The sequence below is a fragment of the Burkholderia sp. Ac-20344 genome, from assembly GCF_017104975.1.
GTDB lineage: Bacteria > Pseudomonadota > Gammaproteobacteria > Burkholderiales > Burkholderiaceae > Burkholderia.
The window spans coordinates 90,334-102,544 of the sequence record NZ_JAAGPP010000005.1 but is presented as its reverse complement, the minus strand read 5'-3'; the positions used below and the strand labels follow the sequence as shown (position 1 = coordinate 102,544).

Sequence of the window (12,211 nt, the reverse complement as noted above, 5' to 3'; positions counted from 1 at the left end):
CAGCGAATATCGATGCCGGAAACCAGAATGCCCCACGCGACACCTGATCGGAACAGCCGTGTCGTCTACGTCGTCGACGACGACGAATTCGTCCGTACCGCGCTGATCAGCCTGCTGCGATCGATCGACCTGGAGGTTCGCGCCTTTGCGTCGACGGAAGCGTTTCTCGCGGCGCCGAAGGGCGCGGGACCGTCGTGCCTCGTACTGGACGTCAGGCTGCGCGGGCAGAGCGGAATCGCGTTTCAGACGTCGCTGGTGGAGAGCGGCGGTCCGCAGATGCCGATCATCTTCATCACGGCGCACGGCGATATCGCGATGACGGTGAAGGCGATGAAAGCCGGCGCGATGGATTTCCTGACGAAACCGTTCCGCGACCAGGACGTGATCGATGCGGTGATCGCGGCGCTCGAGCGCGATGCGAAACGGCTGCAGGACGATCACTCGCTGCTCGATCTGCGCGCGTGTTGGGAATCGCTCACGCCGCGCGAATGCGAGGTGCTGCAACACGTCGCGACGGGCCTGATGAACAAGCAGGTCGCGGGCAACATGGGCATCGCGGAGATCACGGCCAAGATTCATCGCAGCCAGGCGATGCGAAAAATGAAGTGCCGCTCGGTGGCTGAGCTGGTGCGCAAGATGACTGCGCTCGGCATCAACGTGCCGTCGCGCTAGCGCCACGCGTTTCCCGCATCCTTCAGCGACCGGCCCATGCACCCGCGCCGAGCGTACCCATACGTAGGTATGATGGCGATGCTGCGGCGTGACGGTATGCTGGCGACTTGGGTAACAGTGCTCGGGACGGGCCGTTCCGTCCCCCTCGCCATAAGCAGGGATGTCTTTTTCACTCTCAGCCTCCGATCTCGTATCCATTGTCGACGACGATCCCTTCGTACGCGCCGCCGCGGGAAGTTTCGTGCGTTCGCTGGGCGGGGAGGCGCGCGAGTTCGCGTCGGGCGCGGCATTTCTGGCGTCGGACGTGGTGTCGCGCACGGGTTGCCTGATCTGCGACCTCCAGATGCCCGAAATGGATGGCCTCGAAGTGCTGGCCAAGATGGAAGCACGCAGCCTGCGCATTCCGACCGTGCTGGTCACCGCGTTCGTCAGCGTCCGCACGTCCGAGCTGGCGCGGGCCAGCACCGCGCTTTGTCTCCTCGAGAAACCGATCGACGCACAGGAGCTCGAAGGCTGGCTCGCCCGTGCGCTCGGATACGGCTGATTGCCGGTCGGCGCCGCAACGGTAACCTAAACCTTCGTAGGGGGTAGATGGCCGCTTGTTTGATGGTGCGAACCCCCGCACGCATGTTTTCATCGTTCCTGTACCGTCCGCCGCGACGGCGACAGGAGAACGAAGATGGCCAACATTCCTACCTTATCGTCCGAAGCCTGGTTCGAGGCTCGGCTCACGCGCTCCATACGCAACCTCAGCCGCGCATGCCGCGGGCATGCACGCGGTCTCGTCGCGTGTCCGGCCCGGCTGTTCATCGTGGCAGGCGTGCTGTTCGTCGCAGCGGCGCTGTACGACGCTCGTGACCTGCTCGCGAATGCATTGCGTCCCGCCGTCGACGGCGATCTTCTGATTGCGAGCGTGGCGGGCGCGATGCTGGCGCTGGTGGTGGCAGTGCTGTGGCTGCGCGCGCTGCGACTGGACGCGGCAATCCGGCAACTCGCCGCGGCAATCGAGGACCACGGGCTGGAAGAGTTGCCCCGTTCACTGGTCGAGCGCGGTACGCCGCCGATCGCGAGACTGGCGGCCGCAATCAACGACGCGCATCGCCAGCATGCGGATCGCGTGACGGAATTGCTGCATGTGCTCGCGGCCTACGCGCATGATCTGCGCACGCCGCTGACGCGCGTGATGCTGCGTAGCGGAATGCTGGAAGATCGCACGTTGCGCGATGCGATGGAGCGCGACCTTGCCGAGATGGGAGAACTGATCGACGCGAGCCTTGCCTGCGCACGGCTTCAGTGCAGCGTGGCGGAGCCGCCGCGCAGCGTCGACGTGGACGAGTTGCTGGGCTCGCTGGTCGACAACTATCGCGACGCGGGGCTTGCCGTCGCGCTGGACGGGCGGTTGGACAGTCCGCTCGTGACGTTTCCGCATGCACTGCGGCGCGTGCTCGTCAACCTGATCGACAACGCACTGCGTTACGGGCGTGATGTCCGCCTGTGCGTTCGCGTCGATGCCCGGCGCGTGATGCTTGCGGTGGTGGATTCAGGGCCGGGCATTGTGCCGGCGGAGATGGAAGCGGTATTCACGCCGTGGTATCGGGCGCCGCAGACATCGGCGCGTGCGCCGGGATCCGGATTGGGGCTTGCGATCGCACGGCGGTTGACGCAAGCGATGCAGGGCGACCTGCAGCTGAACAATCGCAGCACCGGAGGCCTCGAAGCGCGCGTGACGTTGCCGCTCGCCGTCGCATGACGGCAGGCAGGCGATGTGTGCAGCGCGGCGTTCCGGCATTGCCTCGACTTCCGCTTTCCGAACCGCGCTTGCGGGCGGTGCGCTCAGCCGCATGTGCCCGAATGCTCTCGTCGGTGAGCTCGTCGGCGACATCCTGCCGGCATTCACTCACTTGGAGCCGATCGCTTTTCGCGTAGACCGACTGGATCGCCATCGCGGCAAAGAACACCGTTCTTCTCGGCGTGCGTTTCATGATCGGTTGCCGGTGTCCTGCGGTCGACCGTGCCAGCCGTTCAACAACGCGCATGAAATCGTGTAGTTATCCGAATGATGGGCTGGTTTGTGAAGGTCTCTCATGGACTGCGGAAAGTCGTTCGGGACGATTGCGCGATCTCCGCGTCGTACGCACGGTATCGCCAGATACATGCCGATACGCCAGCGACATACGCGAGATACATGGCGGGCGCCCAATGATGCATGACGTCGAGTCCGGCGGGTCCGCGATGCCGCGGACGCACGGCAACCCCCCGTTTTCACGACGTGTGGGGAACCTGACGTCGATCACAAATGACCGGGAGTACGACAATGAACGACAGCAAAGTTTGGTTCATCACGGGCTGCTCCGGCGGCTTGGGTCTTCAGCTTGCCGACGCGGTGCTTTCCGCCGGCCACAAACTGGCGGCAACGGCGAGGGACGTGACGCGTCTGGCCAGCCTGACGGACGCCTATGGCGACCGGATTCTGGCGATCCCGCTGAACGTCACCGATCCGGACGCGGCGCGCGGCGCCGTCAGCCTGGCGGTGGAGCAATTCGGTCGTCTCGACGTGCTGGTGAACAACGCGGGCTACGCCGATCTGGCGTCGATCGAAGACGTCACCGACAACGCGCTGCACGAGCAGATCGAGGTCAACTTCTTCGGCGTGTGCAACGTCACGCGTGCGGCACTGCCGTTCATGCGTCGGCAACGGGCCGGCCACATCATTCAGATCTCGTCGGTTGGCGGAAGAGTCGGCGGCCCCGGGCTCGCCGCCTATCAGGCCGCCAAATGGGCGGTGGGCGGGTTCTCCGAAGTGCTGGCGAAGGAGGTCCGCGATTTCGGTATCCAGGTCACGATCGTCGAGCCGGGATCGATGCGGACCCGTTGGGCCGGCTCGTCGATGACCATTCCGCCGATCAGCGACGCGTACAAGCCGATCATCGAACCGGTAGCGGCACGCTTGCGCAGCATCGACGGCATGCAACCCGGCGATCCCGCGCGGATTGCCCGGGCGCTGCTCGGCATTGCCGGCTCGCCGACAGCGCCTTTGCGATTGCTGATGGGCAGCGACGCGGTCGCGGTAGCCGGCGCGGCGGCAAGGTTCCGTGCGGAAGAGGACGCACAATGGCGCGAATTGAGCGAATCGGTTTCGTTTCCGCCGGCGCAGCCCGAATGAAGTCGGCTGCCGGAGACCGCCGATGACCGCGCTGTCCGAAGCCAATATCGTGGCGCGGGTGCTGCTGAACGTTCTCGATCCGTCCGCCGAGCAGCTCCAGGCGTGCACGAAGCAGTGGTCCATCGGGTACCGGCCGCGCCGTGCGCGTGTGGGTTCGCGCACGGCGCGGCGGCCAGTCAACGTCGTGATCGTGAGGCGGATTTCGGCAAGCGCGATCAGCGTCTCGTGGAGCGACGCGTGTCTGGGCAAGTCTACCGAGCAGATCTGGAGCAAAGGTTTTGCCGACGGCGCGGCTGTCTGTGCACTGACCGGCCGTTGCATTGATCGCGGCGATCCGGTGTATCGCCCTCACACCGGCGAGGCGCGCGTTCCGGCGAGCCGGGAACTCACGATCCTGGCCGCAACCGTCGCGCAGCGTCCTGATCCGCCGCTCGCCGATACCTGAGCGCGTCGCACGCGCGTGCGGGAACGTGGGCTGTCGTCTGCGCCTATACGAACGTATGCGGCGCATCATCGGAACAGTTCATTTCTTCGATGACGGATTGTGCGGATCATATCGCGATGGCCCTGAGCGGCGAGCTTTTCGCGCCGCCGCCCGAATCGACAGGCGTCTTGAAACAAGGGGAAGCATGATGGTCGATCCACGCACGATGTCGCCGCGCGTCGCCTCGTTCGTGCTGCTCGGCGCGCTGCTGACGGCATGCGGCTACGGCGCGACATTTCTGTTGTCGATGCATTTCCATCTGGCGGGCGGAAGCGACATCGACACGGGGGCCGCACTGGCCGAAGCGATGATCGGTGCGTTGATCGGCCTGCCGCTGGTCGCGTGGTGCGCGCACCGGATCGGCGCCGCGCGGGCGACCGCGCTGGCGGCGCTGGTCGTCGGCGCAGGCGTCGTCGGCTTCGCGCTGATCGGGCGCACCGGCTCGCTGAGCGGCGTGCCCGGATTGCTGGTCGGCATCGGTTGGGGCGGGTTCTGCCTCGCGGCGCCGATGACGCTCGCGGAGCGCACGGCCGATATCGAACGTGAACGCTGGTTCCTGCGGTTCGGGTCGTTTCAGATGGCCGGCGTCGGCGGCGGTCCCGCAGTTGCGGCACTCGCGATTCGCAATTGGCACTGGACGACGGGCGCGGTGTTCTTCACCGTCGGCGGGCTGTGCGTGACGGCTGCGGTGATGCTGGAATGTTTCGGACGCCTCTCGCCTGCGTCGCATGCCGTTGCGCCGCCGATGCGGGATCGCTGGGTACGCGAGCTACGCGCGATCGCCCGCACGCATGCGATCTATCCGATCGCGATCATCGCGCTCGGCTCGAGCGTCTTCTCGGGGTTGATGACGTTCCAGATGTCGATGGCGCAAGGCCCCGGCGTGAAGGCCGGAACGTTTTTCGGTCTGTATTCCGCCACGGTGGTCGTCATCCGCGGGCTGCTCGGTGCGGTCGTGATTCAGATCCGCGTCAGCGCGACGACGCAGATCCTGCTCGGCTTCATGATCCTGAGCGTCGCCGTGACGTTCGCCGTGCCGCACAACGCGCTGCTTCATTCGGCCAGCGCCGTGCTGCTCGGCACCGGGTATGGCCTCGTCTATCCGATCGTTCAGGCGCAGGCCGTCAACAGTGCCGATGCGCGGCACCGGCACGCCGTGCTGACGTGGTTCGTGGCGTCGTATTTCGTCGGCGTATTCGGATTCCCCGCGCTCGGCAGCATGGTGCTGGTGAGCATGGGCAAGACGATGCTGTTGATACTGATCGCGGCATGCGGCGTGGCGGCACTGCTTCTCTCGATCGTCGAGCACCGCAAGCGGGAATTGACGGTGGCGTGCTGAAGGCACGCGCCGGTGTTCCGGAATCCCTCTGCCGCTGCGACGCGCGACGGGCAGCCTCCGACGGTCAGCTCACGGCTTCCTGGAGAATTGCGCGGACTTCTTCGAGCAGTCCGCGAATTGGGCCATGGCTCGTATGCGTGAGACGTAGCACGCCATCGATCGTGCACGCGCCGATGATCTGGTCGTCGGCGAAGCCCGACGTCACGATGGGGCCCCACAGCGCCTTGAGGGACACGCCGTCGTACGCGCAAGCAATCGGCTGATTGCCCAGATTCGACACCATGACGTCGAAGGCCAGCACGGCCGATAGAAACCCGGCCGCGTGCTCGACGCTCGGCCGCGCGGACATCGCGGCATCCAGTGCCTTCAGTTCCGCCGCCACGCTCGCGCGCGCTTGCGACGGGGCAAGATCCTGTTTGATCTTGCGGGCGGCGGTCCACACGTCCGTACCGCGCGGGTGATCGTCGACCGTGACGGTCTGCGTGATGTAGACGCCGGCGGCGACACGCGCGTCGTTGGAGAGACCGCGCAGGTCGATCGGCGTGACGGTTCTCAACGCGCGTTCGGTCCACGCGCTGGACAGACGCCGGCCGGCTTCGTGAACGGCCGCGGCAATCGCGCCGTGCACGGTGGTTTGCTCGGCACGTGCGCGCACCACGAGCCGGCGGGTCACGTCCGCGGAAAGCGCAATGGCGTCGACATGCGGCGCTTGCGCGGCGTCCGGACGAAATGGCTTGGGCGCGGGCGCCGGCGAGGGCGCCGGCGAGGGGGCCGGCAAGACGGCGGCGTGGGTCAGATCGGTCTCGAGCACGGTCTCCAGCGACGGCACTAACGGCAGCGGTGCCAGCCGCTCGCCCGACAGTATGCGCAACAGATCGTCGATCAGCGATGCACTGCCCATGCCGTCGACCACGGAATGATGTGCAACCAGAATCAGCGTCGAGCTGCGTTCGTCTTGCAGCAAGGTCGCGCGCAGCAGCGGCGCCGCGGACCAGTCGAAGCGCGTGGCGATTTCGCGGGCCGCTTCCGCCTGCCACGCAGTCGGGTCTTGCTCGAGCACGCGCAACGGCACCGCGGCGTCAGTCACGCGATAGAAGCCTGAATGCTGTTGCGCGTCGACGGCGATGCAGGTCGATAGCAGCGGATGCCTGTGCTGCAGCGCCTGAAACGCCGCGTGCCATGCGTCCGGCGCAAAGCGCCGGTCGATCTCGGCGACCATCGCGAAGTGCGTCGGCCGATTCTGGTCGAGCAGCCAGAACAGGTGTTCCGTGCTCCCGAGTGCCCGCACGAGCCGCTGATTGTCGTCGATTTCCTGCGATTGATTCCGCACCGTCTGACTCCCGAAGTGATGGTCTGCCTCAACAGAACAATCGAGGAGGGTGCGCTATTCCGCCATGGCCGGATTGCTCGACATGTGCCGGACTATTTTTTCCTGTCGTCGGGGTTGTAGGTCACATAGAGCTTCGTATAGCCCGGCGTGTCGAAATGCCCCGTCCATCCCCTCGGAAGGGTGACGGCCTCGCCGGTCTTCACGAGCATCACCGAACCGTCCGACGACGTCAGCTTCACGCTGCCTGAAAGAAAGTACAGGAACTCGTTGTACGGCAGCCCGTGCGGCCCCTTGATTTCCTCATGCGACGGGCCGGATCGATACACGCCGGTCTGGTAAGCGTTGTCGGTCGACGTGAACGTCGCGACGTCCGCGCTCGTTTCGCCGCCTTCGTCTTTTTTCACGGCATCGGCGCGATTGAATATCGCACCGGCAAGGTCGGACCTCGACGCCTTGATCGGCTTGATCGTTTCGGCGTGCGCGTCGACCGCAGTCATGACGCTGAACGACAGCAGCGCTGCGAGGGCGTATCTGGACATCGGCTATCTCTCCTTCGGTTTTTTCGTGGCAGCGACGTAAAGGGTGAACGCGCTGTCGTGGCGCCATTTTGTCGGAAAAACCCGCCTTCGTTTCGCGATCGATCGAAAACGAGACGGCAGATTTGTTTCTCAATGTGTATGAAACCGGTCTGGATACATGGCCTTGCAAAAGCTATTTCTCGAGACACACGTCAGATACGTGATCTGGATTTAATGCATCTCACCGATCGAATCCGATCAGGACGCTCGAGCCGGCTTCGCGAGATCAGCGACCGCCGGGCGCCCGGACAGATTCGCGGCAACCGAATTTATCCAGGAGAACGACATGAAAGTAAAGACGATCGCTTTGGTTTTCGCGGCGTGCGCCGCCGTTGCAGCCACCACTTCCGCTTTTGCAAGCAGCCCCGTCGACACGAGCGTCAACGACCAGGCCGTCGGGCAAGCGAGCCAATGGGCGACGGGCGTCAAGGCGCCGAAGGGCAAGACGCGCGCCCAGGTTCGCGCGGAACTGGTGCAGGCAGAGAAAGACGGTCAGCTTGCGGCGCTCGACAAGCTCTATCGAGGCAGTTGATTGCCTGCTGCCGACGCGATGCCGGTTTTCGGCATCGTCATTCATCCACCCCGTTCAACACGGTACCGCTCATGCACCACGAAACGAAAATTCTGTACACCGGCGAAGTTCGCACCACCGGCGGCCGCGATGGCGCCGCGCACAGCACGGATGGTCGCCTGGATGTGAAGCTCTCCGCGCCGGGCTCGGCCGCGCCCGGCACGAATCCCGAGCAGTTGCTGGCCGCGGGCTGGTCGGCATGCTTCATCGGCGCGATGGGTCTGGCCGCGCAAAAGCTGAAGGTCTCGCTGCCGCGCGACACGCATGTCGATGCGCAGATCGATCTGGCCATGAACGACGGCGCGTACTTCCTGCAGGCACGGCTGAACGTCACCGTGCCGGGCGTCGACGCCGACGTCGCACAGGCGCTGGTCGACGCGGCGCACCAGACGTGTCCGTATTCGAAGGCGACGCGCGGCAACATCGACGTGGTCGTCACGGTGGTCTGATACGCATGCGGCGCTCGATGCGATCGGCGACCTGTTGACAACGCTCCGGAAGGTGCCATGACCGCATTGACGTGGTGTGCGATTTTTCTTGCCGCACTGACGGCGATCTCGAGGATGCCGCGCGGGCTGACGCTGATCCTGCTCGCGACCGGTTATGCGATCGCGTTCGCGTCGCGGCAGTTGCAGCCGATCGCGCTCGTGCCGATCGCGCTGCTGGTCGGCACCGGCGTGCTGTTGCAGCGGAATCTGCCGTTCGCCGGCAAGGTTTTGTGCAACGTCGTCTTCTGCGTCATTGCGGTCGGTCTGTTTCAGCATTGGCTGCCGGGTTTCGACAATCTCAGGGTGATTCATGCGGCACGTCTGACGCCGGATGCGGCGCCGTACACGATGTATCTCAACTTCGACAAGCCGCCGATCGCGTTCTGGCTGGTGCTGGTCTACCCATGGGTTCTGCCGGAGAAGCCGCTGTCGGCACGGGTGATCGCGGCGGTCGTCGCGTGCGCGGCGACATCGGCGGTCTGCTTCTCGATTGCCTGGTGGGCCGGGTTGATTGCGTGGGCGCCGAAGTGGCCGCATTTCGCATGGCTGTGGGTGCTCGACAACCTGCTGCTGGTCGCGTTCGCGGAAGAAGCGTTTTTCCGCGGCTATATCCAGGCGGGCGCGACGCGGTTGATGCGTGCGCAACCGAATGCCGGCTGGCTGGCGCTTGTCGCAGGCGCCGTGCTGTTCGGCCTTGCGCATTACCAGGGCGGCGCGCTGCTGGTTCTGCTGGCCGGCCTGTCAGGCATCGGTTACGGGCTCGCCTATCGCGCCGGCGGTCTGCAATCGGCCGTGCTCGCGCACTTCGGCGTCAACCTGGTGCAGTTCGGCTTGCTGACCTATCCATTCATCGCCCGGGCTTGAGCGAACGCGCTCCCTGGCCACGAGGGCCCGGGCAATACGCGACGGCGGATGGAATATCTGCGCCGTCCAGCTGTTTACGTGGACTGCAGGGCTGTTGCCCGCTTGATTTCGCCTAAACCCAAAGAGACATGTCAGATACTGCAGTTCGTCAACGTCGGCTTGGTCGCACCGCGGGAGGATCGACGTAGATGACCGCAGCCGAACTGTCCGCCATGCTCCCCGCGATGCTGCCGCGCCTCTGGACCTTCGCGCTGCGAATCTCCGGCGACCGGCACGACGCCGAGGATCTCGTGCAGGGCGCGTGCGTTCGTGCACTCGAACGAGCGCATCAGCTACGACCGGGAACCGCGCCGCTCAGCTGGATGTTCTCGATCGTGCAATCCACGTGGCTCAACGAGCTTCGCGCACGCAGCGTGCGTCGGCGCTCGGGCGTGGACTGGGACGACGACCTGCTCGAAACCGTCGCCGATCCCGCCGCGCCGACACTGGAACAGCAGGCGCTGGACGCGCAGATCGTCAGGGCGGTGCAGCAGCTGCCCGAAGCGCAGCGCGTGGTCATGTTGCTGGTCGCCGTGGAGGGGCTCAGCTATGGCGAAGCGGCCGAGGCGCTCGGCGTACCCATCGGGACGATCATGAGCCGGCTTTCGCGTGCCCGCCAGACGATCGGCGCCCTGTTCGGCGATGGAAAGGAACGAGCCATGAAAGGCGCAGCGCAGCGTGAGGATCAGGGGGCATGAAAATGGACGACATCCTGCTCATGGCATACGTGGATGGCGAACTCACGTCGCACGAGCGCGAGGAAGTCGATAGGGCGATCGGCACGTCGGCCGACATCGCCAGGCGGGTTGCCCTGTTCGAAGCATCGGTGTTGCCCTATCGGTATGCGTTCCAGCGTCAGGAAGGGCCGCCGCTGCCGCAGAGGCTGGCCAGCAAGGTCGCTGAAATCGCGCAGGCGTATGCCGGGCCTTTGGCGCGGTCCGCGGTCGGCGGCGCGCGTCGGGGGGATGCGCCGGCGTCGCAGCCGGACGCACGCGCGCCGTCGTCCGCGCCGATTCGCTCGCGCGTTCGCATGATGGTGCCGTGGCTCGCGGCCGCTTTCGTCGCGGGAGCGTTCTGCTGCGGTGCCATCCTGCACTTCGCGCCGCAGGATGCGCTGATGACCGCGCAGACGCAGATGTCCCCGTGGATCATGGCGGCCGTGAACTATCAGCGGCTCTATACGCGCGACACCGTTGCTTTCGATTCGTCGAATCTCGCGGCCGCGGCGCATAGGGTTGACAACATTCGCCGCGACGACGGGCTGCGGATCCGCATTCCGGACCTGCGCTCGGTCGGGCTGACATTCAAACGCATACAGTGGCTGAATTTCAATCACAAGCCGCTGGTGGAGATCGTCTACCTCCCCGAAAAAGGCTTGCCCGTGGCGCTGTGCGTGATGAAGGACGAACGGCCCGACACGAAGCTCGCCCGACAACAGGTCGGCAGCATGGATGTCGTGACCTGGCGCCGTGCCAGTGTCACCTATGCGCTGATTGCCGCGCCCGGCGACACCGACCTCGACGCGATCGGCAAGCGGATCGCCGACAACGGCATGGAAGAAATGCTCGGTCAGCTGCAGCAGGCCGGCCCGGCGATCGCGAGCTGAGGGTTCGCGGCTACGTTCCATGTCGGCGGCCTCAAGGGCGTCGGCCGTGTCTACCGGCAAACGTTCGTCGATGCCTGCTCGAAGGTTGCGTTCGCCAAGCGCTACGATCGCAAGACACCTTTGCCGGCGGCGGACCTGCGCAACGATCGCGTTGTTCCGTTCTTCGACGGATTCGGCATTCCGGTGCTACGCGTGCCGACAAACCGCGGCACCGAATACTGCGGTAGCCCCGAGCGTCACGAATACGCGCTGCATCTGGCCTTGGAGGACATCGACCCGGCCCGAGCGAAGGCCCAGTCGCCCGCAAACCAACGGGATCGTCGAACGGCTGCACAAGACCGTGCAACCGGCGGCTCCGCTCATCGACTGCACGATGCCGTCCCCAATCGGTACCTGCAACCCGTCGTCGCGCAAAAGGCGCGGGTTTGGAACAGCGTCCGTGTGTGGCGTATCTGCGAGGCCCGCGTGACGGAGAAGTCGGCAATCGACGTGCTGCTCCCCCCGATTTCGCCGCGACTGTAATCGAGTGTAATTGATTGCTCCGCGCGCTCGACCTAATTTCTTCCTGGCAGGTGCGCTTCGCGGATGGCTGGCCCAAGCCGCCGCGGAGATGGTGATGAACGTTATCGATGTGTAACTCGCACAAGCCGGATTCGGACTATACGACACCGGTTTTCGGCTTCTTTCAACTCGCATCAGGAGAAATTGTCATGTCGAACGAAAATTTCAGCGAAGTTCAGAAGTTCGCGGAGCAGGCGGACGATTTGAAACGCGTGGACGTCGAGTCAATCCAGCTGGGCTATTGGGACAATCACGATACCCTTCCTTTCATGCTCAATAACGAGGGCGGGAATTCGTTTGCAGTGAATGCCTCGAACACGGCGTTGCTGATCCAGATTGGAAACGCAGTCACAGCGCTTGGACAGAAGCAGAAGGTCGTAGCCTATCTGGGAGACCTCAACCACGGCGGTACCCTCAAAGTGCTCCTTATCGGCCTTGCATAGCACGAAAACAAGTCGCGGCTCAGTCGGCCAGCGTCGTGGGCGGCCACAAAATGGCCGTCCTGCCGTTGCCTTG

14 protein-coding genes and 1 pseudogene are annotated in these 12,211 nt (G+C 64.7%); 13 read left to right on the top strand and 2 right to left on the bottom strand.

Annotation, left to right across the window (positions count from 1 at the left end):
* Window positions 1–12 precede the first annotated feature (12 nt).
* The 6 genes from G3N64_RS03325 to G3N64_RS03300 all read left to right on the top strand — a co-directional run bounded on the left by G3N64_RS03325 (window position 13) and on the right by G3N64_RS03300 (window position 5,658).
* Window positions 13–672 carry a response regulator gene (locus G3N64_RS03325; protein WP_205782384.1) on the top strand — a complete coding sequence of 220 codons (660 nt, stop codon included), beginning with the start codon at window positions 13–15 and terminating at the stop codon, window positions 670–672.
* Window positions 673–832: 160 nt separating this feature from the next.
* Window positions 833–1,216 carry a response regulator gene (locus G3N64_RS03320; RefSeq protein ID WP_205782383.1) on the top strand — a complete coding sequence of 128 codons (384 nt, stop codon included), beginning with the start codon at window positions 833–835 and terminating at the stop codon, window positions 1,214–1,216.
* Window positions 1,217–1,351: 135 nt separating this feature from the next.
* Window positions 1,352–2,422, top strand: coding sequence for an ATP-binding protein (locus tag G3N64_RS03315; RefSeq protein ID WP_205782382.1), 1,071 nt, complete (start codon window positions 1,352–1,354; stop codon window positions 2,420–2,422).
* A gap of 564 nt (window positions 2,423–2,986) precedes the next feature.
* A complete protein-coding gene (locus G3N64_RS03310) occupies window positions 2,987–3,835 on the top strand; it encodes an SDR family NAD(P)-dependent oxidoreductase (protein ID WP_205782381.1) in 849 nt (282 codons plus the stop codon).
* A gap of 22 nt (window positions 3,836–3,857) precedes the next feature.
* Window positions 3,858–4,280, top strand: a complete 423-nt coding sequence (locus G3N64_RS03305) for a DUF3331 domain-containing protein (protein ID WP_205782379.1) — start codon at window positions 3,858–3,860, stop codon at window positions 4,278–4,280.
* Window positions 4,281–4,464: 184 nt separating this feature from the next.
* Window positions 4,465–5,658 carry an MFS transporter gene (locus G3N64_RS03300; RefSeq protein ID WP_205782377.1) on the top strand — a complete coding sequence of 398 codons (1,194 nt, stop codon included), beginning with the start codon at window positions 4,465–4,467 and terminating at the stop codon, window positions 5,656–5,658.
* 64 nt (window positions 5,659–5,722) lie between these two features.
* Here G3N64_RS03300 and G3N64_RS03295 read toward each other — a convergent pair whose 3' ends face one another.
* Window positions 5,723–6,877, bottom strand: a complete 1,155-nt coding sequence (locus G3N64_RS03295) for a condensation domain-containing protein (RefSeq protein ID WP_241020744.1) — start codon at window positions 6,875–6,877, stop codon at window positions 5,723–5,725.
* Between the two features lie 203 nt (window positions 6,878–7,080).
* Window positions 7,081–7,527, bottom strand: a complete 447-nt coding sequence (locus G3N64_RS03290; RefSeq protein WP_205782375.1) for a cupin domain-containing protein — start codon at window positions 7,525–7,527, stop codon at window positions 7,081–7,083.
* Window positions 7,528–7,852: 325 nt separating this feature from the next.
* Between G3N64_RS03290 and G3N64_RS03285 the strand changes: the two genes are divergently transcribed.
* The 7 genes and pseudogenes from G3N64_RS03285 (at window position 7,853) to G3N64_RS03255 (ending at window position 12,138) form a co-directional block, all read left to right on the top strand.
* Window positions 7,853–8,098 carry a DUF4148 domain-containing protein gene (locus G3N64_RS03285; protein WP_205782374.1) on the top strand — a complete coding sequence of 82 codons (246 nt, stop codon included), beginning with the start codon at window positions 7,853–7,855 and terminating at the stop codon, window positions 8,096–8,098.
* A 71-nt stretch (window positions 8,099–8,169) separates the two neighbouring features.
* The gene (locus G3N64_RS03280; protein ID WP_205782373.1) at window positions 8,170–8,586 is read left to right on the top strand and encodes an organic hydroperoxide resistance protein; all 417 of its coding nucleotides are present in this window, start codon (window positions 8,170–8,172) and stop codon (window positions 8,584–8,586) included.
* 57 nt (window positions 8,587–8,643) lie between these two features.
* The gene (locus G3N64_RS03275; protein WP_205782372.1) at window positions 8,644–9,489 is read left to right on the top strand and encodes a CPBP family intramembrane glutamic endopeptidase; all 846 of its coding nucleotides are present in this window, start codon (window positions 8,644–8,646) and stop codon (window positions 9,487–9,489) included.
* A 188-nt stretch (window positions 9,490–9,677) separates the two neighbouring features.
* Window positions 9,678–10,226: an RNA polymerase sigma factor gene (locus tag G3N64_RS03270; protein ID WP_205782371.1), complete on the top strand. Its 549-nt coding sequence runs from the start codon at window positions 9,678–9,680 to the stop codon at window positions 10,224–10,226.
* Window positions 10,223–11,134 carry an anti-sigma factor gene (locus G3N64_RS03265; RefSeq protein ID WP_205782370.1) on the top strand — a complete coding sequence of 304 codons (912 nt, stop codon included), beginning with the start codon at window positions 10,223–10,225 and terminating at the stop codon, window positions 11,132–11,134. Before G3N64_RS03270 ends, G3N64_RS03265 begins: the two co-directional genes overlap by 4 nt.
* Before the next feature lie 12 nt (window positions 11,135–11,146).
* Window positions 11,147–11,437 (top strand): annotated as a pseudogene (locus G3N64_RS03260) (IS481 family transposase); the annotation flags it as partial.
* A 407-nt stretch (window positions 11,438–11,844) separates the two neighbouring features.
* Complete coding sequence (locus tag G3N64_RS03255; protein WP_205782369.1) at window positions 11,845–12,138, top strand: hypothetical protein; 294 nt, start codon at window positions 11,845–11,847, stop codon at window positions 12,136–12,138.
* Window positions 12,139–12,211: the final 73 nt, after the last annotated feature.

What these genes read in the sequence shown, in the direction of transcription:
- G3N64_RS03270 (WP_205782371.1), top strand. Translation starts at nt 9,678, where the DNA reads ATGACCGCAGCCGAACTGTCCGCCATGCTCCCCGCGATGCTGCCGCGC.
- G3N64_RS03305 (WP_205782379.1), top strand. Translation starts at nt 3,858, where the DNA reads ATGACCGCGCTGTCCGAAGCCAATATCGTGGCGCGGGTGCTGCTGAAC.
- G3N64_RS03265 (WP_205782370.1), top strand. Translation starts at nt 10,223, where the DNA reads ATGAAAATGGACGACATCCTGCTCATGGCATACGTGGATGGCGAACTC.
- G3N64_RS03320 (WP_205782383.1), top strand. Translation starts at nt 833, where the DNA reads ATGTCTTTTTCACTCTCAGCCTCCGATCTCGTATCCATTGTCGACGAC.
- G3N64_RS03285 (WP_205782374.1), top strand. Translation starts at nt 7,853, where the DNA reads ATGAAAGTAAAGACGATCGCTTTGGTTTTCGCGGCGTGCGCCGCCGTT.
- G3N64_RS03295 (WP_241020744.1), bottom strand. Translation starts at nt 6,877, where the DNA reads ATGGTCGCCGAGATCGACCGGCGCTTTGCGCCGGACGCATGGCACGCG.
- G3N64_RS03255 (WP_205782369.1), top strand. Translation starts at nt 11,845, where the DNA reads ATGTCGAACGAAAATTTCAGCGAAGTTCAGAAGTTCGCGGAGCAGGCG.
- G3N64_RS03275 (WP_205782372.1), top strand. Translation starts at nt 8,644, where the DNA reads ATGACCGCATTGACGTGGTGTGCGATTTTTCTTGCCGCACTGACGGCG.
- G3N64_RS03290 (WP_205782375.1), bottom strand. Translation starts at nt 7,527, where the DNA reads ATGTCCAGATACGCCCTCGCAGCGCTGCTGTCGTTCAGCGTCATGACT.
- G3N64_RS03300 (WP_205782377.1), top strand. Translation starts at nt 4,465, where the DNA reads ATGATGGTCGATCCACGCACGATGTCGCCGCGCGTCGCCTCGTTCGTG.
- G3N64_RS03315 (WP_205782382.1), top strand. Translation starts at nt 1,352, where the DNA reads ATGGCCAACATTCCTACCTTATCGTCCGAAGCCTGGTTCGAGGCTCGG.
- G3N64_RS03310 (WP_205782381.1), top strand. Translation starts at nt 2,987, where the DNA reads ATGAACGACAGCAAAGTTTGGTTCATCACGGGCTGCTCCGGCGGCTTG.
- G3N64_RS03280 (WP_205782373.1), top strand. Translation starts at nt 8,170, where the DNA reads ATGCACCACGAAACGAAAATTCTGTACACCGGCGAAGTTCGCACCACC.
- G3N64_RS03325 (WP_205782384.1), top strand. Translation starts at nt 13, where the DNA reads ATGCCGGAAACCAGAATGCCCCACGCGACACCTGATCGGAACAGCCGT.